Consider the following 26,295-nt stretch of genomic DNA (forward strand, 5'->3'; position numbering starts at 1 on the left):
CCTCCGGGCAGGGCCGAAGGCGTCCTTGCCGCTCAGTTCTTCACGCGCGCCAGCAGCCCGGCGGTGGAGGCGTCATGGCTGCCGCTCTTGCCGCCGGTCAGCTCCTCCAGGATCGGCAGGGCCAGCTGCTTGCCCAGCTCCACGCCCCACTGGTCGAAGCTGTTCACGTCCCAGCAGGTCCCCTGCACGAAGATCGCGTGCTCGTAGAGGGCGATCACCGCGCCCAGGGTCCGGGCGTCGAGCTTCTCGTAGAGGAAGGTGATGGAGGGGCGGTTGCCGGTGAACAGTTTGTGCGGGACCAGCGCCTCCAGGGCCTCGCCGGACATGCCCTGGCGGGTGAGCTCGGCGCGCACCTCGTCCTCGGTCTTGCCGCGCATCAGCGCTTCGGACTGGGCCAGGCAGTTGGCGATCAGCTTCTGGTGGCCGTCGCCGATCGGGCTCCGGCTGGTCTTGGCCAGCAGGAACTCGCAGGGGATGATGCGGTTGCCCTGGTGGAGGAGCTGGTGGAAGGCATGCTGGCCGTTGGTGCCAGGCGAGCCCCAGATCACCGGCCCGGAGCCGAACACGACCGGCGAGCCGTCCAGCATCACGCCCTTGCCGTTGCTCTCCATGTCGACCTGCTGGAGATGCGGGGTGAACAGCTCCAGGCGCTGGTCGTAGGGAAGCAGGGCGATCGAGCTGCTGCCCATCGCGTCGATTTCCCAGACCCGCAGCAGACCCAAGAGCATCGGCAGGTTCTGGCCGATAGGGGCTGTCTGGAAGTGGCGGTCCATCTGGTGGGCGCCGTCCAGCAACTCCTTGAAGGTGGCAAAGCCCACCGAGAGCGCGATCGGCAGGCCGATCGCCGACCAGAGCGAATAACGTCCGCCCACCCAGTCCCAGAAGCCGAACATCTCGTCGGTGGAGATCCCGAACGCGCTGACTTCCTTGGCGTTGGTGGAAACCGCCACGAAATGGGCGCCCACCGAGGCCTCGCCCAGCGCGTCCGCCACCCAGGCGCGCGCCGCCCGGGCATTGGTCATGGTCTCCATGGTGGTGAAGGTCTTGGACGCGATCACGAACATGGTCGTGGCCGGATCCAGCGCCTGCAGGGTGTCGTGCATGTCGGCCGGGTCGACATTGGCGACGAAATGGACGCGCAGCTCCGGCGAGGCGTCAGGCGACAGCGCCCGGACCACCATGCGGGGCCCCAGGTCCGAGCCGCCGATGCCGATGTTGACGACGTCGGTGATGCGCTTGCCGGTGGAGCCGGTCCGGCTGCCGTCGCGCACCGCGTCGGTGAACTTCTCCATCGCCGCCAGCACGCCGTTCACGTCCGGCATCACGTCCTGGCCGTCGACCTCGACCGGGCTGTTCGACCGGTTGCGCAGGGCGGTGTGCAGGACCGCGCGGTCCTCGGTCGTGTTGATCTTCTCGCCTTCGAACATCGCGTCGCGGCGCGCCTCGATCCCGGCGGCGGCGGCCAGCTTCTCCAGGAGCTTCACCGTGTCCGAGGTGATCCGGGACTTGGAGTAGTCCATCAGGATCCCGCAGGCTTCCGCGGTGAAGCGCGGGAACCGGTCGTGGTCCTGCTCGAACATCGTCCGCAGGTGCTGCTTCTTCACCCCTGCCGCATGCGCCCGCAGCGCATCGAACGCTTCGGTTACTCGCTGGTCCATCACCGTCTCCCGTTGGATCTCCAGGGCGTCGCAAGGCGATGCCGCTTGGCAGGACGTCCGTCCAGCCCCAAACCGACGGCGAGTTCCACCCCGGACACGGATCACCCGCTTGCGCCGCCTCGTTCTCGATACTGCCTGGGTGCTGGCCAGCCGTCTGCTGATGCGCGGCGCCAACGTCGTGGCCCTGGCGCTCCTGGCCCGGGCGCTGCCGATCGCCGATTTCGGATTCTACGGCTTCCTGGTGGCCACCACGCTGATCCTCTCGGTAGCGCTCGACCTGGGACTGCGCCAGGCCGGCGCCTACGCGATCGGCCAGCGCGGGGTGCCGGCCGGCGCGGTCGCGACCACGGCCATGGCGTTCCTGGCGATGGCCGCGCCGCTGGGGGCTATGGCGACCTGGCAGGCCTGCGCGATGGCCGGCTACGACCTCAGCCACCAGCTCCTGCTGAGCGCCGCAATGGTGACGCCGCCCCAGGTGGTGATGCGCACGCTGCAGGGACCGCTCCTGGGACTGAAGCGGGTGGCCGAGCTCAATGTCGGCGAGCTGGCGGTGCGCGCCGTCCTGCTGCTGCTGACCGTGCCGGCCTTCTTCCAGAACATGCTTGATCTGGAAACGGCGCTCCTGATCCTGGTGGCCGCGCAGTGGACGGGCGCCCTGGTGCTGGTCGGCCAGCTCCTGGTGCGGCTGCGCCCGCTGCCCCTGCCCTCCCTGGCCCTGTGCCGCGAGCTGGTGCTGGGCGGGCTGCCGTTCCTGGCCGGGATCATCGGGGTGATCCTGTTCAGCCGGGTTGGGATCTGGGCGATCACCGCGGTCGACCAGCCGGACCTGGTCGGCCGCTATGTCGGCACGCTGCGGATGACCGAGATCCTGGCGGAACTGGCGACCGCCGTGGGGGTCGCCGTGTTCGCCCACGGCGTCCAGCAGGACAAGAGTGGCCGGGGCGCCGCCGACACGATCCGGCTGGTGCGGCTGCTCACGATCAGCATGGCCGGGTTCGCGGTGGTGGTGGGCCTGGCGGCGCCCTGGCTCCTGGGCCTGGTGCTGGGCGAGGCCTATGTCGGCCAGGCCGATGCCCTGCGCCTGATGCTGCCGGGAGCGGTATTGGGCGCGCAGGCCAGCATGCTGTTCCCGGGCCTGTCCGCCCGCGGTCAGGCCCGGCTCGGGCTCCTGATCTTCGGCCCGGGCAGCCTGATCCACGGGCTGCTGGTGTGGTGGCTGACGCCGCGCCTGGGCGTGCCCGGGGCCGCGATCGGCTACACGATCGGCCAGGCGGTGGTGGCGGCGGCGGTGCTGTTCGCCTGGCACCGGATCTTCGGCACGAAGCTGCGCGACCTGCTGCTGCCCTCGGCCGAGGACGGGCGTAGCCTCCTGCGCCTGGTGCGAAGGCAGCGGCCAAGTTGACAGGAGGGGGAGCGGCGACGACGCTTGGTGCCGGCGCGCCGCCAATCCGGTCCTGTTCAGGTGAAGGCCAGATGACGCACGTTCGCGGATCTTGTGGATGACCGGCAATCTCGAAGGCGGCTGTGCCTGTGGCGCTGTCCGATACCGCATGGAGGCTGCGCCCATCTTCACCCATTGCTGCCACTGCCGCCATTGCCAGCAAGTCAGCGGCTCGGCCTTCGCGGTGAACACGATCATCGAGACCCGGCGCCTGACCCTGTGGGGGGTGGCGCCGACGGTGGTGACCACGCCCTCCGCCCTGCCCGCCGGCAAGAAGCTGCACCGCTGCCCGCGCTGCGCCACGGCGCTCTGGAGCAACCATGCAGCGTTCGGCGAGGCGATCGCCTTCGTCTTCGTCGGCACGCTGGACCGCCCGGACGCCCTGGTTCCGGCCCTGCACTGCTACACGGCGAGCCGGCAGCCATGGGTAGTGCTGGACTCCCATCTCCCGGCGCATGAAGGGACCTATGATCCTCGCTGGCACTGGTCCACAGCCTCCCAGGCCCGGCTCGCCGCAGCGACCGGGTGGTCCACGTGAGCGTCCGTCCCGGGCAGCGCTCCCTGGCGGGCGGGATGTCGGTGGCGATCCTGATGATCCTGCTGGTGTCGGCCGCGGTCGGAGCTCACCGGCCGCTGTTCGTGCTGATGATGATCCTGAGCGTCAGCGCCACCGTGCTCACGGTGGCGCGCCTGCTTCCCCATGCGGCGACCGTCAGCGCGACGCTCGCCACCTGCATCGCGATCTATACCGCGGCGTTCACCTGCGCCTCGATCGGGGTGTTCCGCGGCGCCAGCTGGGCCGCCGAAGCGGTGGGCTTCGTGCTGCCGCTGCTGGGCCTGGTCGCCGGGGTTGCCTGGAAGCGCCAGGTCATCCGGGCGCGGCTGCTTCGGCGGCAGCGCCGGCTCCGGCAGCGGATCCTGCTGCGCGGGATCGGCTGGCTGGCTGCCTGCTTCTCGATCGGAGCGGTCGCCGCGGCCACGGGGCCGGTGGAAGAGGACGCCAGTTCCGCGACCGTCTCGCTCCTGTGGGCGATGGCGGCGATCGCGGCGACCACGGTCTGGTTCGCTCCGGACATCGCCTGCCTGCTTGACGAGACCGGACGGCTGTTCCGGCTGTTCCTGGTCCGGATGCGCACCAGGATCGTGCCGATCTTCTCGTTCCTGATCGTGTTCCTCATGATCGGGGCCGTGTTCGCCACGCTCTATGCGCTGGTCGATCATCATGCCGCGAGGCCGGCCTTCTCGGTGGCCGGGGCCGAGACCCGCCTGACCCTGCCCGACGCGGTCTATTTCTCGTTCGTGACCCTAAGCACGATTGGCTATGGCGACATCACGCCGGTCAACGCGCTTGCCCGCTTCCTGGTGCTCGCCGAGATCGTGTTCGGCGTGGTGCTGCTGCTGTTCGCGTTCTCCGAGATCGCGTCCTACGATCCGGAAGCGGAGCCGGAAGACGACGCTCCGCTCGAGGGCCAGCATGCGCGGGCTGGCGAGGAGCTGGAGCGGCAGCGTCAGGGATGACCCGCCGCGACCCGCCACGGAACCGTCGATCTCCTGGTCCGGTTCGGCAGGCACGCGGGGCAGCGTCTTGCCCGGCCCTTGCGATAGAGTGCGAGCGACGATGAATACCAAGCCGGTCCGGCATACGATCGGGATCGAGGAAGAATATCTCCTGGTCGACCTGGAGACCCGGGAGCTGGTGGCCAGGCACAACGACGCCTTCTTCAACGCCTCCCGCAAGGCCCTGGGCGAGGTCGTCACCTCGGAGCTGCTCCAGTCGCAGATCGAGATCGCGACCGGGGTGTGCAAGACGGTCGGCGCCGCGCGCAAGGAACTGGCGAAGCTGCGCGGCACGCTCGCCACGATCGCCCGCGAGCACGACATGGCGCTGGTCGCCAGCTCCACCCATCCCTTCTCGATGTGGGACGCGCAGCGCACCAGCAAGGGTGCGCGCTACCGCAAGATCGCCCAGGACTACCGGTTCGTCGCCCGCCGCGCCGTGGTGTGCGGCATGCATGTCCATGGCGGCATCGACGACAAGGACCGGCGGATCACGGTGATGAACCGGCTGGTGCCCTACCTGCCGCTGTTCCTGGCGCTCTCGACCTCCTCGCCGTTCTGGCAGGGCCATGCCACCGGGATGAAGGCGTTCCGGCCAACCATCTTTGGCGAGTTCCCGCGCACCGGCATTCCGCAGGTCATGGCGGACTGGGCGGAATGGAAGGCGTTCACCGACCTGTTCGCGAAGTCCGGCCTTTGCACCGACTCCTCCAAGATCTGGTGGGACGCCCGGCCGAGCCTGCGCCAGCCGACCCTGGAGCTGCGGACCGCCGAGATCTGCACCCGCCTGGAGGACACGGTGACCCTGGCGGCGATCTACCAGTCGCTGCTGTCGCTGTTCGCGCGCACCGAGGACCCGGCGCCGCACCGGTTCCAGAAGCTCGTCACCGAGGAGAACAAGTGGCGCGCGCAGCTTGGCGGGGTCGAGGCGGAGCTGGCCTGCCTGAAGCGGGAGCGCCTGATCCCGGTCCGGCAGCTGGTCGAGGAACTGGTCGACGAGCTGCAGGAGGACGCCGAGGCGCTGGGCTGCGGCGAGGAACTGCACAAGGCCAAGGACATCGTCGCCCGCGGCACCAGCGCCGATGCGCAGCTGGCGGCCTGGAGGGCCGCCCGCGAGGCCGAGGTGAGCGAGGAGCAGGCCGGCCGGGACGTGGTCGACCTGCTGATCCGCCTGACCGTCGAGGGCACCAAGGCCGCGTTCTGAGCAAGGGCCCTTCCCCTGAGCCAGGGGAAGGGCCGGCCGTCATTCGTTGACCAGGATCTTCTCGGACTCCTCCAAAAGCTTCGGCATGCTGGCATGGTCCAGCCGTTCGATTGCGTCCGCGCCGAGCTTCAGCTCGACCGCGCCGATCAGCTCGTCGATCTGGGCGATGCTGGTGGCGCTGGCGATCGGCGCGGTCACGGACGGGCGCGCCATCAGCCAGGCCAGGGACACCTGGGCCGGGCTGGATCGAGTCTCGGCGGCGACCTCGTCCAGGACCGCCAGGATCCGCTGGCCGCGGGCCTCCAGGTTGGCGGCCATGCCACTGCCGCGCACGCTCTGGGAGAGGTCGGCCTCGCTGCGGTACTTGCCGGTCAGGAACCCCTTGGCCAGGGAGAAGTAGGTGACCACGCCCAGGCCGTGCTCGACCGCGACCTCCTCGAGCGCCACCTCGTAGGCCATCCGGTCGTAAAGATTGTAGTGCGGCTGGAGGACGTCGTAGCGCGGCAGGCCCTTGTCGGCCGAGACTGCCAGGGCCTCGGACAGGCGCGGCGCCTCGTAGTTGGAGGCACCGATCACCCGCACCTTGCCCTGCTCCACCAGCCGGGCGAACGCGTCCAGGGTCTCCTCCAGCGGCACCTCCAGATCGTCCTGGTGGGCGAAGTAGAGGTCGATATAGTCGGTCTGCAGCCGGCGCAGCGAGGTCTCGACCTCCTCGGCGATGTAGGAGGCCTTCAGCCCGGTACGCCCACCACCCATGTCCATGCCGACCTTGGTGGCCAGCATGATGCGGTCCCGGTTGCCGCGCGCCTTCATCCACTTGCCAATAATGGCTTCGGACTCGCCGCCCTGGTGACCGTCAGCCCAGACCGAATAGACATCGGCAGTGTCGATCGCGTTCAGGCCGGCATCGACGAACCGGTCGAGCAGATCGAACGAGGTCCGCTCGTCCACCGTCCAGCCCAGCACGTTGGTGCCGAACACGAGCGGCGCGATCTTCAGGCCCGACTTGCCGAGTTCCCGCTGTTCCAACAACCATCTCCTTCACGTTCGACCAGGGCATTGTCGGGAGCAGTTGGTTCACGGAAGGCTCCAGGTAAAGGGGCGGGCCTCCCCTCCCCTGCCTGGCCGTCAGCCGTGCTGCATCCTGTTCCAGGCGTCCAGGGCGGCGATCTTGTAGGCCTCGGCCAGGGTCGGATAGTTGAAGGCGTTCTCGATGAAGTAGTCGAGCGTGCCGCCCAGGTTGATGACCGCCTGGCCGATATGGACAAGCTCGGTCGCGCCCTCGCCCACGATGTGGCAGCCCAGCAGGCGGCGGCCCTCCTGGCCGAAGATCAGCTTCATCATGCCCGAGTTCAGCCCCATGATTTGGCCGCGCGAGGTCTCGCGGAACCGGGCGATGCCGCATTCATAGGGGATGTTCTTCTGGCGGACCTGCTCCTCGCTCAGGCCGATCGTGGAGATCTCCGGCACCGAGTAGATCCCGTAGGGAAAGAAGCGCGGCGGCTCGAAGGCCTGGACGCCGAAGGCGTGGCAGGCGGCGAGCCGGCCCTGCTCCATCGAGGTGGAAGCCAGGCTCGGAAACCCGATCACGTCGCCGGCCGCATAGATGTGGGGCTGCGCGGTCTGGAAGCTGTGCGGGTCGACCTCCAGCCGGCCGCGGCCGTCCACCCCGATCCCGCAGGCGGCGAGGTCGAGTTCGGCGGTGGCGCCGGCGCGGCCGGCGGCGTAGAGGACCATGTCGGCCTGCACGGTGCGGCCGTTCTCCAGGCGGATGGTGCAGGGCCGCGCCCCCGGCGGCTCGATGGCGGCGATGCCGGCGCCAAAGCGCAGGGTCATGCCGCGGTCGCGCAGATGGTGGACGAAATCCTCGACCAGTTCCTGGTCGATGAAGTCCAGCATGGTCGGGCGCGGCTCGATCAGGGTGACCGGCACGTCCAGGGCGCTGAAGATCGTGGCGTACTCGACGCCGATGACCCCTGCCCCGACCACCGCCAAGCTGCGCGGCAGCCGGTCGATCTCGAGGATCTCGTCGCTGTCGACGACGTGGCGGCCGTCGAAGGGAACGGAGGCCGGGCGGTGCGGCCGGGTGCCCACCGCCAGCAGGAAGCGGTCGGCCGACAGGACCAGGCTTTCGTTGCTATCGCCCTCCACCTTCAGATGGTGGGGATCGAGGAAACGCGCGGTGCCGTGCAGGGTCGCGACCCGGTTGCGCGCGAACTGGTGCTCCAGGACCTCGACCTCGTGGTTGAGGGTGATGTGCAGGCGGTTCAGCAGGTCCCCGGCAGAAATTTCCTTCTTCACCCGGTAAGAACGTCCATAGAACCCGCGCTCCCGCCAGCCCGACAGGTTCAGGACGGTCTCGCGCAGGGTCTTGCTGGGGATCGTGCCGGTATGGACCGAGACGCCGCCGACCCGGCGGCCCTTGTCGACGACCAGCACGCTCTTGCCGAGCTTGGCGGCCTGGATGGCACCGCGGCGCCCGGCGGGTCCGCTGCCGATGACGATCAGATCGTAGCGCATGACGTGTCTGCTCCGGACGCTGCCAGACGGCGCCTCCAAAAGCAGCAATCGCCATGCCAGTGCGCACCCTGCCCTCCCCTCGCGGGGCGAGGCAGGGTGCCGGTTCAATCGATCACACGATCGACTTCATCATGCCGCCATCGACATAATAGGTGCTGCCGACGCTGTAGGTGGCCCGCTTGGAGCACAGGAACACGAAGAAGTCCGCGACCTCCTCGGGCGAGGCGAAGCGCTTGATCGGGGCCCACTCGTCGGCGACACCCTGAATATAATCCTTCCAGGTCTTGTCGGTGCCCTCGGTGAGCTGGGTGGCGGTCTTCACCCAGTCCGGGGTCAGAGTCAGGCCGAGATTGACGGTATTCACACGAATGTTGTGCGGGATCAGCTCGTTGGCCAGGGTCTTGGAGAACATCAGCAGGGCGGACTTGGTGGTGTTGTAGATCGGCTCGTACCACAGGGGCTGGGTCGCGCAGATCGAGGCGTTGTGCAGGATCACCCCGCCGCCCCGCTTGATCATGGCCGGCGCCATGCCGCGGCCGAGCCGCACCGCCGCCATCACGTGCAGGTCCCAGTAATACTGCCACTTCTCGTCCGGCGCTTCGAGGATGGTCTCGTTGCTGCCGGTGCCGGCATTGTTGATCAGGATATCCGCGCCGCCGAACGCCTGCTCGACCTGGGCGATCAGCTGGGCGCAGCCGTCCGCGGTGGCGACGTCGGCGCCGACCGCCAGGGTGCGGGTGCCGTGCTTGGCGGCGACCTCGTCGGCCGCCTCCTTGGCGCGCTCGAGGTTGCGGGCCGCGACCACCACATGGGCGCCTTCCGCAGCCAGTCCGTGCGCGATCGCCAGGCCGATGCCGATGCTGCCGCCGGTGATCACCGCGACCTTGTCCGTGAGCCCCAGATCCATGTCTCTTTCCCTCCCGATCGGCCGGCGGACGCCGGCCTTGCTTCAAGATCTCTTCTGCAGCACATCGAGCACCACCTGGCGGGCGGCGGCATCGACCACCGGGGTCACGCCGCCCCAATGGGCGAAGCCCGGCACGGCCTGGTGCAGCAGCATGCCGAGCCCGTCCACCACCGGATGGCCACGTTCACGGGCGCGGCGCAGCAGGCCGGTCTCCAGCGGGGTGTAAACGAGGTCGGCGACCGGAGCGCTGCCGGGCAGGGCATCGAGCGCCAGGTCCAGATCCGGCTGGCCCTTCATGCCAAGCGAGGTGCACTGGACCAGCAGGCCGGCCCCATCGAGCCCCTCGGCACGCTCCTGCCAGGCGACGACCTCGACCGGGCGGCCGGGGAACATTGCCCTCAGGTCGCAGGCCAGCGCCTGAGCCTTGGCTTCGGTCCGGTTGATCAGGCGCATGCTAGGTACGCCGGCATCCAGCAGGGTGATCGCCACCGCCCTTGCCGCCCCGCCGGTCCCGAACAGGACGGCCGGCCCCTGCTCTGCCCGCCAGTCCGGCGCCTGCTCGGCCAGGTTCGCCAAAAAGCCGGCGCCGTCGGTGCTGGTGCCGTGCAGGCTGCCGTCGGGCTGGACCATCACGGTGTTGACCACGCCCATCCGGGTGGCCACCGCGTCCCGCACGTCGACCGCGGCGAAGGCGGCTTCCTTGTGCGGCAGAGTGACGTTGCAGCCCAAAAAGCCGAGCTTGGGCAGCGTGCGAATCGCGGTGATGGCATCCTCGGGGCGGACGGGAAGCGGGACATAGGCGCCGTCGATGCCGTGCCGCTCGAACCAGAAGCCGTGCAGCACCGGCGAAAGCGAATGGGCGATCGGCCAGCCCATGACGCCGGCGACCCGCGCTGCCCCGGTGATCCGCATCCCCATGCCCCCTGCAGGATTTGTTCCGGTCCTGCCACGTCCCGCCGGGCCCGTCGAGCCCCGGCGGGACGTGGCAGGTTCATCCGACGTCGGATATGGGTGACACTGCCCCGGCATATCCGACGTCGGATGCAGCCGATGCTTGCTCCGACCGGATGCGCCGCGTAGCGATCGGACCAGCCAATTCGCTGCAAGCAACGGGACGTCCGACATGGCGGTGACCATCGCGATCGCCAACCAGAAGGGCGGCGTCGCCAAGACGACCACCACCTTTCATCTCGCCCACGCCCTGACACGGCGCGGCCGGCGGGTGCTGATGGTCGACGACGATCCGCAGGCCAGCCTCACCGTCTATGCCGGCCATGATCCACGGCTCCTGGAGGCGGAGGACCGGACCCTGCACGCGCTGATGTTCGATCGGCGTCCGGCGGAAAAGGTGCTGATCGAGGGGGAGCCTACCCTGCTGCCTGCCTCGATCCGGCTGGCCTCGGCCGAGAGCGAGCTGGTGGCGGCCTGGAACGGCGCCAGCATCATCCGCGACAAGCTGCAGCCGCTGCACGACCGGTTCGACGTCATCCTGATCGACTGCTCGCCGTCGCTCGGCCTGCTGACCGTCAACGCGCTGGCGGCCGCCAACAAGGTCCTGGTGCCGGTCAAGACCGACTACCTGTCGATCATGGGCGTGTCCTTGCTGTTCGATACGGTCGAGCGGATCCAGACCCGGCTGAACCCAGGCCTGAGCGTGCTCGGCCTGCTGCCGACCATCCACGACGTGCGCAACCGCCACGATCGCGAGGCGCTGGAAGAGCTGACCGCCGCGATGGGCGACAAGCACCATGTGTTCGCGCCGGTCCGGCGCACCACCGCCTTCGATCGGGCCTCGGTCACCTCGGCGCCCGACGAAATCAAGGCCGACATCATCCGGGGGATCGAGGAAGTCGCCGATGCGATCGAACGTGAAATCCGCTAAGGCCGCGCGGCCCACCCTCAAGGACCGCCTGGCCGCCGACGCCTTGTTCAAGACCTCGGTGGACCTGCCCAAGATCGTCGAGCTGGACCTGGCGACGATCGATCCCGACCCGGGCCAGCCGCGCCGGCATTTCGACGCGCAGGCCATCGAGGAACTTGCCAGCTCGATCGAGGCCCATGGCCTGCTGCAGCCGATCCTGGTCCGGCGCGGCCCGACCCCCGGGCGCTGGATCGTGGTCGCGGGGGAGCGCCGCTGGCGGGCATCGGGCAAGCTCGGGCGCGCCACCATCGCCGCGATCGTCACCGATGGCGACCCGCTGGAGATCGCGCTGGTGGAGAACCTGCAGCGCGAGCAGCTCGGCCCGTTCGAGGAGGCTGCCGCGATCGAGCGGCTGATGCAGGACAAGGGCTGGACCCAGGATGAGGTCGGCCGGGCGGTAGGCAAGCGCCAGAATACGGTGTCGGCGCTCCTGTCGCTGGCGCGTCTGCCCGAGCGGATCCAGGTGGAATATGCCGAGGCGCCCGGCGTCGGCCGCTCGCTGCTGGTGGAACTCGCGCAGGTGCAGGAGGAGGAGGAGCAGCTGCGCCTCTGGGACCTGGCCAAGCAGGGCCTGGCGACGGTGCGCCAGATCCGTGCCGTGCGCCGGGGCGAGGGGGGCGAGGCCGTGATCCCGGGCCGGAAGCCGAAGCCGGCGCCACGCCTGGTCGGCGACAGCAGCCGGAAGCTGCTGGGCGCCCTCCGGGAGATCGACCGGCGCGACCTCGACCAGGGCACCCGGGAAAGCCTGGAACGGCTCTGGCAGCTCCTGGGCGGCCTCCTGGGGAAGACTGGCTGAACGACGGAGCAGGGCAGGGGCTCCACATCCGACGTCGGATGCCATGCAACGTCGCAGGAAGTGACCGGTTGATCCGATATGGATGGTGAGTGCCTGGCTTCCCGTCACGGCGCCACCATGCCCTCGAACGGAGGGGAGAGCATATGCAGTCGGTCCCATCCACGGAGACGCCTCCGGCCCAGGGCGAACCTGCCGTCCTCGCGCAGCTGCAGCACAACCGCCTGCTCGGGGCCTTCGCGCCGGCGGACCGGAAGCTCCTCCTGCGCCACGCCGAGATTGTCGAGCTGGCCACCGGGACCGTCCTGGTGGAGAGCGGGGACGACGTGGTCCACACCTACTTCCCCACCTCAGGGGCGATGGCCGCGCTGATCCTGGTGATGCGCGATGGATCGATCGCCGAGGCGGCGACCATCGGCAAGGAAGGCGCCATCGGGGGGATCGTCAGTGCCGGGCACAAGCCGGCCTTCGCCCGGGCCATGGTGCAATTGCCCGGACCCTGCCTGCGGATCGAAACCAGCCGGCTGGAAGAAGCCAAGCGGGCGAGCCCGCATCTGCACGACCTTTTCGCCCGCTATGCCGATGCTCTCCTGGCGCAGGTTTTACAGTCGGTAGTATGTAATGCTCTGCATTCGCTCGACCAGCGCTGCTGCCGCTGGCTGCTGACGACCCGGGACCGGGTCGGCGGCGATGCCCTGGACGTCACCCAGGAGTTCATCTCGCACATGCTGGGCGTCCAGCGCACCACGGTCACCCGCACGCTTGGCGATCTTGCCCGCCGGGGCCTGATCGAGCAGGCCCGCGGGCGGATCACGATCCTCGACCCGCGCAAGCTCGAGAAGGCGTCGTGCGAGTGCTACCGGTCCGTGCGCGACCATTTCGCCCGGATCCTGCCGGAGATGGCCGAGCGACCTCCGGGATCAACACCATTTTGAATCGCCCCCGCTGTGCAAAGGATGTTATGTCGACTTGAGCACAGACGCTCGAGCCATGACTGTGCTTTGGTAGAAGAGGGCGTTCGTACCGCGGAAAGGGCAGCCGCTACGGAACTCCACCGTTCGCAGGGCGGCCTTCGCCGCATCGCATGAACGACCCTCACTGCACGAGGGAAGGGGGCTCGTCCTGACATGGCCGAAGGTCGTTCATCGGCGGTTGTACTCCTGGTGGAGGACGACCCCGTCATCTCGCTGGACACCAGCATGACGCTCCAGGACATGGGCGTCGCGCGGGTGGACGCCACGTTCACCCTTGAGGAGGCCGATGCCGCCATCAACCGGGAGACGCCCAGTCTCGCCCTGATGGACATCGACCTGCGGGGGGTGACCAGCTTCGCGCTGGCCGAGCGCCTGGTCGCCCTGGGCGTGCCGTGCGTGTTCACCACCGGGCATGGCCAGGAACTGCCGGTACCGCCCAGCCTGAAGGGCACCCTGGTGATCACCAAGCCGTACGATCCCGCCCAGCTGCGGACGATCCTCCGGCCCTATCTCCATCCGCCGGCGGACGAGGCGCTGGTCCCGCCGGGCAAGGGCTAGGGCCATCGGTTCCCCCCAGGCGACGGACCGTTTCGCGGGAAGGGGATAGCAACGGGGGATGACCATGGTGATAGGACAGGTGGAGAACCGCCTGGAGCCGCCGATGCCCGAGCCTGCTTTGCCCGCCAAGCCGATCGATCCCGCGACCCGGATCGGCCATGTCCACCTCAAGGTCGCCGATCTCGAGCGCGCACTGGACTTCTACTGCGGCGTGCTGGGCTTCCAGCTGCAGCAGCGCTTCGGATCGCAGGCCGCCTTCATTTCTGCCGGCGGCTATCATCATCACATCGGGCTGAACACCTGGCAGAGCCTGGGCGGCCGTCCCCCGCCGCCGGGCAGCACCGGCCTGTTCCATCTGGCGATCCTTTATCCGACCCGCGCCGCCCTGGCCGATGCGTGGAACCGGCTCAACCGGGCCGGGATCGTCCTGGACGGCGCCAGCGACCATGGGGTGAGCGAGGCCCTCTACCTGCGCGACCCGGACCAGAACGGGGTGGAGCTCTACCGGGACCGCCCGGAGGCTGAGTGGCCGCGCGACCGCGACGGCAGCCTGCAGATGGTCACCGCTCCCATCGACCTGGCAGGCCTTCTGGCCGAGCTGCGCCGCTGATCAGCGCGCGGCGACCTCCGACAGGATCCAGTCCCGGAAGGCCCGCACCGACCAGCGCTCGGCGTTGCGCCTGGGGGCCACCACGAAATAGGAAAAGCGCGGCACGCTGAGCGACAGGGCGAACGGCTGGACCAGCCGGCCGGCGGCGAGGTCGTCGCCCACCAGGCTGGTGTTGCCCAGCGCCACACCCTGGCCATCGATGGCCGCCTGAATGGTCAGGGCGCTCTGCTGGAAGTGCAGCCCGCGCTGCATGTCGACATCGGCCAAGCCTGCTGCCAGGAACCAGGTCCGCCAGTCCGGCCAGGAACCGTCCTGCGCCGGCCAGGCCTCGTGGATCAGGACGTGGTGGCGCAAGTCCTCCGGCACCCGGAGGGGCGGGTCGCCGTCCAGCAGCTTGGGGCTGCATACCGGAAAGACCTGCTCCTCGAACAGCCGGTCGACCCGCATGTTCGGATAGATGCCGCTGCCAAAGCGGATGGCGACGTCAATCTCGTCTCGGACGAAGTCGACCAGCCGGTCGTTGGCGTCGATCCGTACGTCCAGGTCGGGATAGAGCCGTCGGAACCGATCGAGGCGCGGCACCAGCCACTTCGCCGCGAACGAGAAGCCGGTACTGACCTTCAGGGTCGGCCGGATGGCCGGCGTGCCGATCTGCTCGACCGCCTGACCGACCAGGTCGAGGGCCTGACCCACGGCATCGCACAGCAGCTCACCCGCCTCGGTCAGCCGCACGTTGCGGCTGGTGCGCCAGAGCAGCCGCACCCCGACCTGTTCCTCCAGGGTGCGGATCTGCGCGCTCACCGCCGCCGGGGTGACGCTCAGTTCCTCGGCGGCGCGGGTGAAATTCAGGTGGCGTGCGGCGGCCTCGAAGGTCCGCAGCGCATTCAACCCCGGGATGCGCCGGGCCATGCCATCTCCGATCATCAAGCCAGGCTTCATGATGCTACAAGGAGCCCTCGCTGGGCAACCCGGGAAAAAAGGCGGATAAGCTGGGAAGTCGATCGCGCTGGTGATCAATCGAGGTTTGAAGACATGTGTGCTGTCAGTATCCGGAGCGAGACCTTCGGACTCCACGTCCAGGATAGCGCGGGCCGGAGGGCTCGGCGGTGGCTGGCCCGCATGGCCGCGCATCTGCGGCCTGAGGGCCCCGACCCGCTACTCGCGCTGAGCGACCAGCAGCTGCAGGATATCGGCGCGGCGCCTGCGGTGATCTCGCGTGCCGCGGAGTTCCGGGCGGTGAACTCCTTCCGCGGGCCGGAAGGCCGGACCTGGGCCCTGCTGATGTATCGCGGACCGGCATCCTAAGAAGGACCGCCCTTGCGAAGCGCAGAAGGGGGGAGGGCGGCGACGACCCGGTCGCGCGCTGGCCCTCCCGCCTTGGTCACTTCTGGAGGTAGAAGGCGCCGGAGCCCTTCAGATAGACCTGGGGCGGCAGCAGCGTTTCCTGCGCGCCTTTAGTCCAGGCGTTCACCGCCGCCTTGTTGACGACGAAGGAGCGGCGGACGACCGGGACCCTGGTGTCGGCGCTGGTATCGCGGATCGACAAGAAGTCGCCCTTATAGCCGCGCCCGGTCACGTAGATCGCGGCCTTGCCCCTCACCCTGTTCTTCTCGAACAGCACCGCCCGATTCCTGCGTCCGGTCAGGGTCAGGCGCGAGCGATGCTCGCAGATCGCCAGCATCCGCCCGATCACCTGAAGCTGCCGCTCGCAGCTGCGGGAGTTCAGGTCGTTGTTGGCGATGCGCAGGGGCCGGGCGATCCGGTTGAACGCGTTGCCAGTCACATAGGCCCGCTCGACGTTGCGGGCGAAGACCCCGGTGCTGCCGTCATTCCGGCCATTGAAGACGTTGTTGCGGATGTTCACGTTGACGACGGTGCGGTCGATCAAGGTCCCGCCGGCGGCGGTATCGGGCTCCTGGCCAGCCTCGACGCAGATCACCGAACAGATGTTGAACTTGTTGCGCTCGATCAGGATGTCCCTGGACATCTCCTTCACCGAGACGGCGTGATTGAAGTAGCCATCGAACAGGTTGTTGCGCGCGACCAGCGTGTCGGTGCCGTGGATGCGCAGCCCGTAATCCATCCACGCCCGGCCGATCCCGCCCGGTTCCTTGCCGGAGATCATGCTGCGGAACACGTTGCCCTCGACGAGCACCTGAGCGACGTCACCTGTCTTCTTCCCGAAGAACAGCAAGCCATAGTTGCTGTTCTGCAGGAACTGGTTCTGCACGAAGGCCAGGTTCCTGCCGGACAGGACCTCGATGCCGCTGCTCGAACGGCCCTGATCGGTGTGGAACGACAGCCCCTTGATCCGGACATAGGCGCTTTTGCTGATCTGCAGGCCGGTGTTGCGGAAGACGACCTTCTTCCAGGCCGCGACGGTGTGCCTGGCATCGCGCACGATCGGATGCTCCGCCTCGATCCGGATCGGCCGGGTGGCGGTGCCCTGGAGGGAGAGCCTGGCGCTCGGATAGTTGCCAAGCAGCAGGATCACCCGGTCGCCCGCCCGCAGCGTCGGCAAGAGCTTGTTGAACGCCCGGGGCCTGGACCGGCTGGTGCCGTTCCCGCCGCCATGAGGACTGGCATAGAAGGTCCGCAGCGGCGGGCGTTCCCACTTAATGTAGCGATAGTCCACAGGTGGAGGCTTCAGCGCCGGTGCCGTTTCAGCCGCAGCGGATGCCGGCACTCCGATAAACACCGCCAAGATTGTATAAACCAGGGCGGCGACCCTGCGGCATCCGGTCAATGGCTCTCTCCTTCGACGGCATTACCGTTTCCGGAGAAGCGTTAGACACGATGCTTTCACGAATCCAAAAAATTCGAGATCTCAATCGTGCGGCGAATTTGTTCAGTCGTTCATACGGGAACAGCTCTGATCAGCCTCGCAGGCATGGGTCAGGTCCTTGCCGAGGCAGGGTTCCGGCCCGACGACGAAGCCTGGAGACCTGTCCAGGACCAGGCGGGGCGGCTCCGCCACGGCCGGCAGGCCCTCGGTCCAGCGATTGAACCCGGCCTCGTTCAGGATGAAGGGTCGCAGGCAGATGTCGACCCTGCCGGTGGCCGAGGAGTCGCTGACCACCAGCACGTCATCGGGATAGCCCCGGCCGGCGACCAGCAGACGGGCGTCGCCCTCGACCTGGTTGGAACGGAACAGCACGCTGCGATTGCCAACGCCGATCTGGGTCAGCCGCGAATCCGGCTCGCACCCACCGAAGGTCCGCCCGACCAGGTAGAGCTGCCGGGCGCAGTTCTTCGAGTTGCGGTCATTGTTGGCGACGCGCAGCGGCTCGCTGATCCCGGCAAAGCGATTGCCGGTGACGAAGATCCGCTCGACGTTGCGCGCGAACACGCCGACCGTCCCATCGTCCAGGCCATCGAAGCTGTTGTCGGCGACCACGATGTTGGCGATGGTCCGCTCGGTCACGACATCGGCATGGGCGGTGTCCGGCTCCTGGCCGCCCTCGATGCAGACCAGCCCGCACAGCTCGAACCTGTTCTTCTCGATCACGACGTTGGCGGTCTTCTCCTTCAGCGAGAGGGAGTGGTTGAAGTAGCCCTCGAACAGATTGCCCCGGATGACCAGGGTGTCGCCTCCATGGACGCGCAGCCCGTAATCCATGCGCACGGCGCCGATTCCGCCCGCTTCCCCCTCCACGATCATGTTCTGGAAGACGTTGTTCTCCACCAGCACCTGCCGGATGTCTGCGCCGGGCTGGCCGTTCAGCAGGAGGCCAGTATTGCTCTGCTGGAAGAACCGGTTCTGGACGAAGGCCAGATCGTGACTGCCCCTCACCGTGAGGCCGTTGCCGCTCTGGTCCGGTTCGACCTCGAAATCGATGCCCTGGACCCGCAGGAAGGCCGAACCGGTGACCTTGAGCTCGGTGTTCCTGAACACGGCCCGGTCGGTCGCGGCGAGCTTCAGGCCGGGTCCAGTGACCACCGGGTGCAGGGCCTCGATGCGAATAGGTGCTGCGGAGGTTCCCTTGGCTACGACCTTCGCGCTGGGGTAGCTGCCTGGCAGGAGCAGCACGCGGTCGCCTGGCTGCAGCGACGACAGGAGGGTGTTCAGGGCAGCCGGCGCCTCAAGGCTGGCGCCGCTCCCCGTGCCGGCCGGGCTGGCGAAGAGCGTGCGCTCAGCTGGGCTGCTCCAGTCGACCGGGACATACTCGATCGGCGCCGGTGCCAGCACCTGATCCCCGATGGACTCCAGGGGGGAGGTCGCACATCCGGCGACCGCAAAGGCCGCCAGCAACATCGTCGCCGCGAACAGTCTTCTGGTCGACCTCATGCGGGAACCTCCATGGCAGCGGGCCGGGCGAGGGTGGCGTCACCTTCCAGGCGACCACCGAACGCCTCGACCAGCGCCTGGCACTTCAGGCGGACCTCGGCGAGCTCGGCGAGCGGGTCGGACAGGTCGACGATGGCGCCGCCGGCGCCGATGCTGATCCGGCCCGGCTCGACCACCGCGGTGCGGATCACGATCGACAGGTCCACCCGGCCGTCTGAACCCAGGTAGCCGATCGCGCCAGAGTAGATCCCGCGCGGCCGCCCCTCCAGCTCGTCCAGGATCCTCATGGTGCGGAGCTTGGGCGCCCCGGTCATCGAGCCTCCTGGAAAGGCCGCGCGCACGCAGGCGATCGGCGAAGTGCCGCCCCGGAGCCGGCCGCAGATCGTCGAGACCATCTGGTGGACCGTGGCGTAGCGCTCAATCCGGAACAGGTCCGGGACATGCACGCTGCCGGTCGCGCAGACCTTCCCCAGGTCGTTGCGCAGGAGATCGACGATCATCAGATGCTCGGAGCGGTCCTTGACGCTGGAGCGCAGCTTCTCGGCCATGGCCCGGTCCTGCCGTTCATCGGCCCCGCGCGCGATCGTGCCCTTGATCGGGCATGCCTGGACGCTGCCCTCGGCATCGATGCTCAGGAAGCGCTCGGGCGACGAGGACAGGATGGCGAGGTCGCCGAAGCGGAGGAAAGCGGCAAACGGGGCGGGGTTGATCCGGCGCAGGCGGCGATAGGCGTCGAGCGGATCGACCTCCACCTGCGCGGCGTACTCGTTGGTCAGGCAGATCTCGTAGCTCTCGCCCTGGCGGATCGCCTGTTGGGCAGCGGCGATCCGCTCCAGGTAGGCGTCGTCCGCCAGATGGGGCCGGAAGATGGGTCGGCCGCAGGGAGGGGGAGGTTCCGGCAGGGAAGGGGCCTCGGTGATGCGCTCGAGAGTGACGTCGAACCAGGCGTCGGCGCGTTCTTGCTGGCCCGGATGATCGAGGGCCAGGAGCACGACGCGCCCGGTCGCGTGGTCGAACGCGACGATCCGGTCGGCGAACAGGAGTTGCGCGTCCGGCAGCGACGAGTGGTGGGCAGCGGCGCCACCGGCATCGGCCTTCAACTCGTAGCCGAGATAGCCAACCCAGCCGGGAAGGAAAGGCACATCGAGCCCTGCCGGGCGCTCGATGCGCCGCTCGTCCAGCCACCGCTCGAGATCGTCGAAGACGGAGGGGTGGGTCTCGGCTTGCGGGATCCCTCGATCGGCCACCCGATAGGTGATCTGCCGGGCATGCGGCCCCGAGCCGTCGCCCATGAACGACCAGCGGGCACCGGCGGCATCCAGCCGGGCGCTGTCCAACCAGAACGCCGTTCCCGACCGTCCGTAGAGGGCGACGAAGCTCCGCTCGGGGTCGGCGGCGCAGGGGCCGGCCCGCGTGAAGAGCTGCAGTTCTCCTCCGGCCGGCCTGGCCGTAGCTGGGCATGGGCGTGGCGGCGGGATGCGCCGGGGCGCGGAGGGAGAGACGACCAGATCCAGGAAGTTGCGGACCAGGGCAGCGCCATGCTCCGTATCGATCGACTCGGGGTGGAACTGGACGCCGTGGAGCGGACGATGGCGATGGCGCAGGGCCATGATGATGCCGTCGTCCGACCACGCGACCGGCTCGAAGTCGGGCCCGGGCTCCGTCACCAGCAGGGAATGGTAGCGGATCGCCCGAAAATCCTGCGGCAGGCCGTGGAACAGGCCGGTGCCCAGGTGACGGATCCGGCTTGGCCGGCCGTGCATGACGGTGCGGGCATAGCCGATCCTGCCGCCGCCATGGGCGGCCAGTCCCTGATGGCCGAGGCAGACGCCGAGGATCGGGCCCTGATAGGAGCGGATCAGGGCGGTGCAGATGCCGAAATCCGCCGGACGATCGGGCCGGCCCGGGCCGGGCGAGAGGATCACCGCATCCGGGCCGAACGCCGCGACCTGATCCAGATCGACCTGATCGTTCTTCACGACCCACGGCTCCGCCCCGCTCACCACGGCCACGAGCTGGGCGAGATTGAAGGTGAAGCTGTCGTAGTTGTCGACCAGCAGGAGCCGCATCGTTACCATCCGCCATCCGGAGCTTGCGGGCGCAAGGGGTGGCGCGCCGGCGACGATAGCACAAGGACCGTTGCTGGCCATTCGCTCCGGTTCGCCGCAGGCCGACCGGGATTGCGGCGGCAGGGAACATTTGCCCGCGCTGAAGCTGGCGACCCGGCGCGCATGCGGGACATCGCGCGACGTCCCGCATCCAGGCTCAGTCCTGCGGCGTGGGCCTCATCACCCCGTTCTCGTCGCGGCGCAGCGGCGCCGGCTGCCTGGGCAGGGGGGCGCCCGGAGCTTCGGCGATCGTCACGCCGTGGGGCCAGTCGGCCGGCGCGATCGCGACATAGCGGGCATAGCCGCCGGTTCCGCCCAGGGGCTTGGCGAACCCGATCGTCACCAGCGCGCCGGTCGGCGGGACCAGATCGAGATTGGTGACGCCCTCGGCCTGGGTATAGTGGTTGTGCAGGAGCCAGGCCTCGCCTTCCAGGGTGGGCGTGGCGTCGGTGTCGAGCGGCTCGTGGCCGTGGAACAGGATCTTGCGCTCCAGGTGCAGGAACTTCAGCGCGTCCAGGCCGACACCAGGGAACGGCTTGTCGTTGAAGTGCTCGACATCGTCCCATTTCTTCGACCAGTCCGAGCGCACGAACACGACCGACCCTTCCGGGATGCGGCCATGCTCCTGCTCGAAGGCTTCAATGTCGGCGACCTGCAGGGCATAGCCCGGGTCGGCGGCCACCTTGCCGGAGATGTCGATCACCACCAGCGGGCGCACCGCAAAGGTCGGCGGCAGGTCGCTGATCGTGGCGCCATACTCGTCCCAATGGGCCGGCGGATCGAGCTGGGTGCCGTACTGGTCGGTCGGCAGCGTGTAGGCGGACGCGACGAAGCCATGGTCGGCGTAGGTGTAGACGTCGCCCTTGGCGACATAGCCCTCGATGTCCTTGCCCGCGGTGGCCGGCGCGAACGTGGCGTTGGCGAAGCCCGGCCAGACCGGCTGGACAGGTGCGAAGGCGTGGGTGAGGTCGATGTATTTCGCCGCTTTCAGCTGCTGCTCGTAGACGCCCCACAGGCCCGTCTCCTGGGCCTCCGCCCGGGCGGCAAGCAAGGCGCCGCAAATTGCGACCCCGGCCAGTATCCTACTCATGCGCATGTCGCGTTCCTCCATCATGATGGGCGGATTTCGACATGGAGGAAGCTGGGAAGGCAAGCCGGCCGAGCGCCGGCAGGCGCTATTGCACGTCGGCGTTGGGCGGGGCGATCTGGAAGTGGCGGCACCGCTCCACATGGGCCACGCCCTTGACCCGCCGGAGCCTGTTCAGCGTGCGCGCGTCATCGATCGAGCCGGAGACCGTGCCGACCATCGCCATCTGGTTCTCGACATGCAGGCCGGCCTCGACCATGTCCCGCAGCACGGCTGGAAAATCCTTCAAGCGGGCCTCGTCGACCGAGACCACGACGCTGAGCTTGCCGGTCATCTGACGCCTCGTGGAGTATCCATCCATATATGGTCGGAGCACATTGTTTGTGAACGTGCCTGGATTCAGAACGCGAGGCAAGGCGGACCCTAATCCACATCGACGCCGGACCAACAATCTCAATGAGAACATAACGTGAACATTCTGCTCGACTGGTCGTCGCCGCCGCCATTGCTTGGCCAAAGGCGGCCCTCTCGGGCGATATCATCGGCGACGCTTCAGAATGGCGCCTGGACCAGCCCAGCCCCGACATCCCGCCCCAACCGGTCAAGCCGGTGGGCGGACTGCACGAGGCGCGCCCACAGTGCACTCCCTCGGGCATCCGGGTCCGATTCGGCAATCAGCGCCGCGATCCCGGCGACATGCGGGGTCGCCATGCTGGTACCGTTGATCGTGTTGTAGAGTGTTCCAGGCCAGGCCGAGTAGACCGCCACCCCTGGCGCCGCGATGTCGACCTGGCCGCCCTGCGGATTCAGCCCGGCGCAGGAGAACCAGGCCACCCGAAGCTGCGGGTCCAGGGCCGCCACCGCCATGATCGAGGGGCAGTTCGCCGGATGCCCGACCGGGCAGAGCTGGTCCGGCCGCCGGCTGTCGTTCCCCGCTGCCGCCACGATCAGGGTGCCAGCCCGCAGGGCCCGCCGGCCGACCTGCTCGAAGATCACGGAGAAGGGCGTCCCGACCTCCACCGCGGCGCCCAGCGACATCGACACGATCGGGCAGCCGGCAGCGACCGCCCAGTCGATCCCGGCCAGGATGCCGCCGTCCGACCCGCTGCCCCGGTCGCTCAGGACCTTGCCGGCATGGATCAGCGCGTTGCCGGCCACGCCGTAGCGCGGCAGGCGGTGCGGGAGCAGCGGGCCGCAGGCGGTCCCGATGCAATGGGTGCCGTGGCCGTTGCCATCCTGGACCTCCTCCCCGGTCACGAAGCTGCGGGCTTCGATCGCCCGGCCCTCGAAGTCCGGATGGGTGAGGTCCATCCCGGTGTCCAGGACCGCCACCCGGATCCCGTCGCCGGTCCAGCGCGTGGTGGTCGCCCGCACCGCCTGCAGGCCCCAAGTGGCCTCACTCTCGCTCTCGGTGCGGGGGAGGGTAGCCGCGGGCCGGTCGTCGCCGATCAGCCGGTCGAGCACGGAGTTCACGCCGTCCCGGTAGCCACGGAGGTACTCGGTCGACCAGCCGGCGCCCGTCGACGCGTTCGGCAGGCTCGGGACCGGCGACGGAATGCCGACCTTGCTGTCGGGAAAGGCATGGACGACGCGCTCCGGCTCGATCGCCAGGACGCCGCTGCCGGCGGCGACCGAGTTGAGCAGATGCAGGTCGCCTGGCGGGGTCGCGACCACCGCGACCTGCAGCGCGTCGAGCACCAGCCCGTCCGCCTCGGCGAAGGCCCCGACCGACGATCCGTCACGATAGTCGCTGGAATGGGCGACCCGCAGTCCGGCGACGCTCTTCAGCGCCGAGAGCCCAGTCTTGATGTCGTCCTCGGGAAGCAGGACCAGATAGCGGCCGGTATGGCCGGGCTGGGGCGGTTGGGTTGCCGAGGCCGTTTCCGCACGCACGGCCCGGCGGGCTCCTGACTTGGGCAAGCTGGTTTCCTTCAGATGACCGCCTGGACGTTGCGCCGGTGGACTGCCTCGTAGGCGGGGAAGTAGTGGATCGCCCCGGAATCGAAGGCGGGGCGGCAGAAGCTGGGCAGGTCCGCCTCCGCAAGGGCCGGTTCCTCCCGCACCCGCAGGAGCCTGGCGACATAGGAGCGGGTAGCGTCGATCAACTCCGGTCCATAGCCGCCGGCCTCGATCGTCTCCAAAGCGCCATGATTGGGAAGGATGCGCCGGACGTTCCATCGCGCCATCTGCTCCAGGCCGCGCAGATGCACGGCCAAGCGCTCCGGCTCCACCACATAGGTGACCGGGTCCTCCAGCGTGTCGCCGGCCAGCATCAGCCCATGCTCCGGCAGGAGAAGGACAGTGCCGTCCAGGCTGTGCACGTCGGCGTGACGCAGTTCGACCTGGAACTGCCCGACCTGGAGTTCCAGCCTGTCCTCGTAGGTGCGGGTCGGCATGACCAGCGGCCGGATCGGCGGATCGCCAGCCTCCAGTTCCTGGCGGTGAGCATCGAGCGCTTCGGCGGTCAGCCGGTGCGCGAGGATCTCGCAGTCCTGGAACACCTCGTTGCCGGCGACGTGATCGACATGCCAGTGGCTGAGCACCACCCGTATCCGGCGCACGCCGGCCTCGACCAAAGTGCGCCGGACGACCCGGGCATGCTGCAGGGAGATATGGGTGTCGTAGACCAGGGCGTCCTCGCCATCGACCAGGGCGTAGGTGCAGACACCCAGGGCGAAGGCGCCGTCGTCCAGCCAGTTGGGCTTGTCCGAGTGCAGCCGCATGCCTTCGATGCGGCCGTCGTAGAATGCGACCAGGCCCGGAAAGGGCCGGAATACCCGCATGGTCGAACCGAGCTGCTGCACGCGATCGTCGCCTCCTGCCGCCTCCGGGGAGATTTGATACTAGCTTGGACGGAAACCCAGGTCCAAAAGCCCCGCACCACCTCACGGACCGAAGGAACAGAGCGCTTGCGGGATCGGCAGATCATCCGGCTGAAGGGCCTCGTGCTCGACCTCGCGATCGGGGTGTTCGACGACGAGCACGGCCGCACCCAGCCGGTCGAGATCGAGGTGGAAGCATGGCGCGATGCCGGGGCCTTCACCAGCGGCCGCTACCAGGACTGCCTGGACTATCACCGGCTGTTCACGCATCTGACCGAGGTCTGGCCGACCCGGCCGCACCAGGCGCTCCTGGAAAGCTGGGCCGAAGACCTGATCGTTTTCGTGCTCGAGGATCCGCAGGTCGAGGGCTGCCGGGTCCGGCTGGCCAAGCTGGCGATCTATGGCGGGCGGGCGGTGCCGGAGGTCGAGATAATCCGTCATCGAGCGGGGCTGCGGCCGGCCGCTGATCGGCGCGCCTGAATGCCGCCCCGGGAGGCGCCTATCCCGGAACCCTGCCACGAGCGGGCCGTTCCACCGAAGTACAGGATGGAATGAGGAAAGAACGACGATGGCTGCCACCGATCGCCGCGTGTCCGAGCCAGGGCGGCACGATTCGAACGCCGTCAAGACACCGACCGATGCGCGCCAGGGCCGCAAGCTGGGGCGGATGCGCTACGTGCTGATGATCAGCGTGGCGCTCGCCATCCTTGCCATGGTCCTTGTCTTTGTCGGCGTCATCTGAGCCAGGCGGAACCGACGCTCCCTGCGGGGATCATCGCCCCGCAGGAAACCGGCCCATCTACGAGGTGAGCCCGCAATGGCTCCCGTTACTCGATGATCCGGTCGATCCGGTACTCACGCATGTCCTTGGTGTAGGCGAAGGTCACGATCTCGCCGATCAGGCCCACCGCGATGATCTGGACGCCCAGGACCACCATCAGTGATGAAAGGATCAAGGCAGGACGGTCGACCAGAGGCGTGCCGAAGGCCAGCCTCGTGAAGATCAGCCATCCGGTCGCCAGCAGCCCAAGCGCCAGCACCGCCAGGCCGAAGCCGCCGAAGAACCGGAACGGCTTCTTCAGGAACTTCAGCAGGAAGAAGACGGTGACGACGTCCAGGATAAGGGAATAGTCGAGCGGTGCATTGGTGTCGCGGGGCGGGGTTCCCCCCCCGGGGCGCACCGACTTCTCGACCACCTTGAAGCCATGGCGCAGAGCCAGCAGCGGGAAGAAGCGGTGCTGGTGACCGTAGAGCACGATCTCCTCGCCCACCTCCTTCTTTAGGGCGCGCACGCGGCAGCGCAGGTCGGCGAACGGCGACTGCAGGATGCGCTTGAGCACCCATTCCATCTTGCCGACGCCAAACACCGAGCCGCCGACCCCGCTGCTCCGCTTGGCCACCACCATGTCGGCCGCTTCGAGCCCGCGGACGAGGTCCGGCAGGTCGGCAGGATCCACCTGCGCCTCCGGGACCAGGGTCAGGATCCGCGGCGCCCGAGCGCGCTTGAAACCCACCGATAGCGCCGCGGAATCGCCAAAGGTCTGGTTGAACACCAGCACCCGGACCGTATGGTCCGAATCGCGCGCCAGCTTCTCCAGCTCCGAGGTGGTCTTCGGGAACTGCCCGTCAACGATGTAGAGGAACTCTACCGGCCCGAACTCGGCCAGGGCGGCGGCATGCCGCTCGTGGTGATGCAGGATCGATTCGGTTTCGCGGGAGACCGGCACGATCACCGACAGCTGGAAGTCGGCCGGCGCGAAGTCGGCCGGGCCGGTCTCGGGCGACCCGAGGACGCTCTCGTCGGGGAGGGTAGGGGTGGTGGTGCGGGTCATGAGATCCGAGGAGGG

General features: G+C 68.4%; 26 protein-coding genes. 12 read left to right on the forward strand and 14 right to left on the reverse strand.

The annotated features are described in order from the left end of the window. Positions 1-32 precede the first annotated feature (32 nt). Positions 33-1,661 carry a glucose-6-phosphate isomerase gene (gene pgi / locus GEMRO_RS0100130; protein ID WP_407645344.1) on the reverse strand — a complete coding sequence of 543 codons (1,629 nt, stop codon included), beginning with the start codon at positions 1,659-1,661 and terminating at the stop codon, positions 33-35. 106 nt (positions 1,662-1,767) lie between these two features. Between pgi and GEMRO_RS0100135 the strand changes: the two genes are divergently transcribed. The 4 genes from GEMRO_RS0100135 (at position 1,768) to GEMRO_RS0100150 (ending at position 5,860) form a co-directional block, all read left to right on the forward strand. Next, the gene (locus tag GEMRO_RS0100135) at positions 1,768-3,060 is read left to right on the forward strand and encodes a lipopolysaccharide biosynthesis protein (protein ID WP_027132421.1); all 1,293 of its coding nucleotides are present in this window, start codon (positions 1,768-1,770) and stop codon (positions 3,058-3,060) included. 97 nt (positions 3,061-3,157) lie between these two features. Then, entirely contained in the window at positions 3,158-3,637 is a 480-nt protein-coding gene (locus GEMRO_RS0100140; RefSeq protein ID WP_027132422.1) for a GFA family protein, read from the forward strand. Then, positions 3,634-4,617, forward strand: coding sequence for a potassium channel family protein (locus tag GEMRO_RS32160; protein WP_157505339.1), 984 nt, complete (start codon positions 3,634-3,636; stop codon positions 4,615-4,617). The genes GEMRO_RS0100140 and GEMRO_RS32160 overlap by 4 nt, the downstream gene beginning before the upstream one ends. 100 nt (positions 4,618-4,717) lie before the next feature. After that, positions 4,718-5,860, forward strand: coding sequence for a carboxylate-amine ligase (locus GEMRO_RS0100150; protein WP_027132423.1), 1,143 nt, complete (start codon positions 4,718-4,720; stop codon positions 5,858-5,860). Between the two features lie 39 nt (positions 5,861-5,899). Here GEMRO_RS0100150 and GEMRO_RS26470 read toward each other — a convergent pair whose 3' ends face one another. The 4 genes from GEMRO_RS26470 to GEMRO_RS0100170 form a co-directional block, all read right to left on the reverse strand. Continuing rightward, positions 5,900-6,889 carry an aldo/keto reductase gene (locus GEMRO_RS26470; RefSeq protein WP_051328505.1) on the reverse strand — a complete coding sequence of 330 codons (990 nt, stop codon included), beginning with the start codon at positions 6,887-6,889 and terminating at the stop codon, positions 5,900-5,902. A gap of 99 nt (positions 6,890-6,988) precedes the next feature. After that, entirely contained in the window at positions 6,989-8,380 is a 1,392-nt protein-coding gene (gene sthA, locus GEMRO_RS0100160; protein ID WP_027132424.1) for a Si-specific NAD(P)(+) transhydrogenase, read from the reverse strand. Between the two features lie 112 nt (positions 8,381-8,492). Beyond that, on the reverse strand, positions 8,493-9,287 hold the full coding sequence (locus GEMRO_RS0100165) for an SDR family NAD(P)-dependent oxidoreductase (protein ID WP_027132425.1): 795 nt from the start codon (positions 9,285-9,287) through the stop codon (positions 8,493-8,495). A 42-nt stretch (positions 9,288-9,329) separates the two neighbouring features. Next, complete coding sequence (locus GEMRO_RS0100170; protein WP_027132426.1) at positions 9,330-10,199, reverse strand: shikimate dehydrogenase; 870 nt, start codon at positions 10,197-10,199, stop codon at positions 9,330-9,332. A gap of 211 nt (positions 10,200-10,410) precedes the next feature. On the opposite strand from GEMRO_RS0100170, the gene GEMRO_RS26475 reads away from it, so the two are divergent. From GEMRO_RS26475 to GEMRO_RS0100195, 5 genes are all read left to right on the forward strand, one after another. After that, complete coding sequence (locus GEMRO_RS26475; RefSeq protein ID WP_051328506.1) at positions 10,411-11,169, forward strand: ParA family protein; 759 nt, start codon at positions 10,411-10,413, stop codon at positions 11,167-11,169. After that, positions 11,144-12,004 carry a ParB/RepB/Spo0J family partition protein gene (locus GEMRO_RS26480; RefSeq protein WP_169728279.1) on the forward strand — a complete coding sequence of 287 codons (861 nt, stop codon included), beginning with the start codon at positions 11,144-11,146 and terminating at the stop codon, positions 12,002-12,004. Before GEMRO_RS26475 ends, GEMRO_RS26480 begins: the two co-directional genes overlap by 26 nt. Positions 12,005-12,147: 143 nt before the next feature. Next, entirely contained in the window at positions 12,148-12,936 is a 789-nt protein-coding gene (locus GEMRO_RS26485) for a Crp/Fnr family transcriptional regulator (protein WP_051328508.1), read from the forward strand. Between the two features lie 192 nt (positions 12,937-13,128). Then, positions 13,129-13,533 carry a response regulator gene (locus GEMRO_RS26490; protein ID WP_084506337.1) on the forward strand — a complete coding sequence of 135 codons (405 nt, stop codon included), beginning with the start codon at positions 13,129-13,131 and terminating at the stop codon, positions 13,531-13,533. A 103-nt stretch (positions 13,534-13,636) separates the two neighbouring features. Continuing rightward, positions 13,637-14,143 carry a VOC family protein gene (locus tag GEMRO_RS0100195; protein ID WP_027132427.1) on the forward strand — a complete coding sequence of 169 codons (507 nt, stop codon included), beginning with the start codon at positions 13,637-13,639 and terminating at the stop codon, positions 14,141-14,143. Here GEMRO_RS0100195 and GEMRO_RS0100200 read toward each other — a convergent pair whose 3' ends face one another. Continuing rightward, complete coding sequence (locus tag GEMRO_RS0100200) at positions 14,144-15,052, reverse strand: transcriptional regulator GcvA (protein WP_027132428.1); 909 nt, start codon at positions 15,050-15,052, stop codon at positions 14,144-14,146. A gap of 210 nt (positions 15,053-15,262) precedes the next feature. Here GEMRO_RS0100200 and GEMRO_RS26495 point away from each other — a divergent pair, with 210 nt between their 5' ends. Beyond that, positions 15,263-15,448: a hypothetical protein gene (locus tag GEMRO_RS26495; RefSeq protein ID WP_027132429.1), complete on the forward strand. Its 186-nt coding sequence runs from the start codon at positions 15,263-15,265 to the stop codon at positions 15,446-15,448. Between the two features lie 76 nt (positions 15,449-15,524). On the opposite strand, the gene GEMRO_RS0100210 is transcribed toward GEMRO_RS26495, so the two are convergent. The 7 genes from GEMRO_RS0100210 to GEMRO_RS0100240 all read right to left on the reverse strand — a co-directional run bounded on the left by GEMRO_RS0100210 (position 15,525) and on the right by GEMRO_RS0100240 (position 24,430). Beyond that, positions 15,525-16,778, reverse strand: a complete 1,254-nt coding sequence (locus GEMRO_RS0100210) for a right-handed parallel beta-helix repeat-containing protein (RefSeq protein ID WP_027132430.1) — start codon at positions 16,776-16,778, stop codon at positions 15,525-15,527. Between the two features lie 213 nt (positions 16,779-16,991). Beyond that, positions 16,992-18,431, reverse strand: a complete 1,440-nt coding sequence (locus GEMRO_RS0100215) for a right-handed parallel beta-helix repeat-containing protein (protein WP_084506338.1) — start codon at positions 18,429-18,431, stop codon at positions 16,992-16,994. Further along, a complete protein-coding gene (gene pabB, locus GEMRO_RS26500; protein ID WP_084506340.1) occupies positions 18,428-20,500 on the reverse strand; it encodes an aminodeoxychorismate synthase component I in 2,073 nt (690 codons plus the stop codon). Before pabB ends, GEMRO_RS0100215 begins: the two co-directional genes overlap by 4 nt. Before the next feature lie 196 nt (positions 20,501-20,696). Then, positions 20,697-21,629: a cyclase family protein gene (locus GEMRO_RS0100225; RefSeq protein WP_157505342.1), complete on the reverse strand. Its 933-nt coding sequence runs from the start codon at positions 21,627-21,629 to the stop codon at positions 20,697-20,699. Between the two features lie 85 nt (positions 21,630-21,714). Beyond that, positions 21,715-21,960, reverse strand: a complete 246-nt coding sequence (locus GEMRO_RS0100230) for a hypothetical protein (protein WP_027132433.1) — start codon at positions 21,958-21,960, stop codon at positions 21,715-21,717. A 218-nt stretch (positions 21,961-22,178) separates the two neighbouring features. Next, positions 22,179-23,519 (reverse strand): S8 family peptidase, encoded by a 1,341-nt coding sequence (locus tag GEMRO_RS0100235; protein ID WP_027132434.1) that lies wholly within the window; start codon positions 23,517-23,519, stop codon positions 22,179-22,181. A gap of 38 nt (positions 23,520-23,557) precedes the next feature. Further along, complete coding sequence (locus tag GEMRO_RS0100240) at positions 23,558-24,430, reverse strand: MBL fold metallo-hydrolase (protein ID WP_027132435.1); 873 nt, start codon at positions 24,428-24,430, stop codon at positions 23,558-23,560. Between the two features lie 105 nt (positions 24,431-24,535). Between GEMRO_RS0100240 and GEMRO_RS0100245 the strand changes: the two genes are divergently transcribed. Together GEMRO_RS0100245 and GEMRO_RS33830 are read left to right on the forward strand one after the other, a co-directional pair. After that, positions 24,536-24,928: a dihydroneopterin aldolase gene (locus tag GEMRO_RS0100245; RefSeq protein WP_027132436.1), complete on the forward strand. Its 393-nt coding sequence runs from the start codon at positions 24,536-24,538 to the stop codon at positions 24,926-24,928. Positions 24,929-25,016: 88 nt separating this feature from the next. Continuing rightward, complete coding sequence (locus GEMRO_RS33830; RefSeq protein ID WP_157505346.1) at positions 25,017-25,190, forward strand: hypothetical protein; 174 nt, start codon at positions 25,017-25,019, stop codon at positions 25,188-25,190. 85 nt (positions 25,191-25,275) lie between these two features. Here the strand turns inward: GEMRO_RS33830 and GEMRO_RS0100255 are convergent, their stop codons facing one another. Continuing rightward, positions 25,276-26,280, reverse strand: coding sequence for a glycosyltransferase (locus tag GEMRO_RS0100255; protein WP_027132437.1), 1,005 nt, complete (start codon positions 26,278-26,280; stop codon positions 25,276-25,278). Between the last annotated feature and the right edge of the window lie 15 nt (positions 26,281-26,295).

The sequence above is a fragment of the Geminicoccus roseus DSM 18922 genome (assembly GCF_000427665.1).
In the GTDB taxonomy this organism is placed as follows: domain Bacteria; phylum Pseudomonadota; class Alphaproteobacteria; order Geminicoccales; family Geminicoccaceae; genus Geminicoccus; species Geminicoccus roseus.

What these genes read in the sequence shown, in the direction of transcription:
- GEMRO_RS0100140 (WP_027132422.1), top strand. Translation starts at nt 3,158, where the DNA reads ATGACCGGCAATCTCGAAGGCGGCTGTGCCTGTGGCGCTGTCCGATAC.
- GEMRO_RS0100150 (WP_027132423.1), top strand. Translation starts at nt 4,718, where the DNA reads ATGAATACCAAGCCGGTCCGGCATACGATCGGGATCGAGGAAGAATAT.
- sthA (WP_027132424.1), bottom strand. Translation starts at nt 8,380, where the DNA reads ATGCGCTACGATCTGATCGTCATCGGCAGCGGACCCGCCGGGCGCCGC.
- GEMRO_RS0100165 (WP_027132425.1), bottom strand. Translation starts at nt 9,287, where the DNA reads ATGGATCTGGGGCTCACGGACAAGGTCGCGGTGATCACCGGCGGCAGC.
- GEMRO_RS0100170 (WP_027132426.1), bottom strand. Translation starts at nt 10,199, where the DNA reads ATGCGGATCACCGGGGCAGCGCGGGTCGCCGGCGTCATGGGCTGGCCG.
- GEMRO_RS26475 (WP_051328506.1), top strand. Translation starts at nt 10,411, where the DNA reads ATGGCGGTGACCATCGCGATCGCCAACCAGAAGGGCGGCGTCGCCAAG.
- GEMRO_RS26480 (WP_169728279.1), top strand. Translation starts at nt 11,144, where the DNA reads ATGCGATCGAACGTGAAATCCGCTAAGGCCGCGCGGCCCACCCTCAAG.
- GEMRO_RS26485 (WP_051328508.1), top strand. Translation starts at nt 12,148, where the DNA reads ATGCAGTCGGTCCCATCCACGGAGACGCCTCCGGCCCAGGGCGAACCT.
- GEMRO_RS26490 (WP_084506337.1), top strand. Translation starts at nt 13,129, where the DNA reads ATGGCCGAAGGTCGTTCATCGGCGGTTGTACTCCTGGTGGAGGACGAC.
- GEMRO_RS0100195 (WP_027132427.1), top strand. Translation starts at nt 13,637, where the DNA reads ATGCCCGAGCCTGCTTTGCCCGCCAAGCCGATCGATCCCGCGACCCGG.
- GEMRO_RS0100200 (WP_027132428.1), bottom strand. Translation starts at nt 15,052, where the DNA reads ATGGCCCGGCGCATCCCGGGGTTGAATGCGCTGCGGACCTTCGAGGCC.
- GEMRO_RS26495 (WP_027132429.1), top strand. Translation starts at nt 15,263, where the DNA reads ATGGCCGCGCATCTGCGGCCTGAGGGCCCCGACCCGCTACTCGCGCTG.
- GEMRO_RS0100215 (WP_084506338.1), bottom strand. Translation starts at nt 18,431, where the DNA reads ATGAGGTCGACCAGAAGACTGTTCGCGGCGACGATGTTGCTGGCGGCC.
- pabB (WP_084506340.1), bottom strand. Translation starts at nt 20,500, where the DNA reads ATGCGGCTCCTGCTGGTCGACAACTACGACAGCTTCACCTTCAATCTC.
- GEMRO_RS0100225 (WP_157505342.1), bottom strand. Translation starts at nt 21,629, where the DNA reads ATGAGTAGGATACTGGCCGGGGTCGCAATTTGCGGCGCCTTGCTTGCC.
- GEMRO_RS0100230 (WP_027132433.1), bottom strand. Translation starts at nt 21,960, where the DNA reads ATGACCGGCAAGCTCAGCGTCGTGGTCTCGGTCGACGAGGCCCGCTTG.
- GEMRO_RS33830 (WP_157505346.1), top strand. Translation starts at nt 25,017, where the DNA reads ATGGCTGCCACCGATCGCCGCGTGTCCGAGCCAGGGCGGCACGATTCG.
- GEMRO_RS0100255 (WP_027132437.1), bottom strand. Translation starts at nt 26,280, where the DNA reads ATGACCCGCACCACCACCCCTACCCTCCCCGACGAGAGCGTCCTCGGG.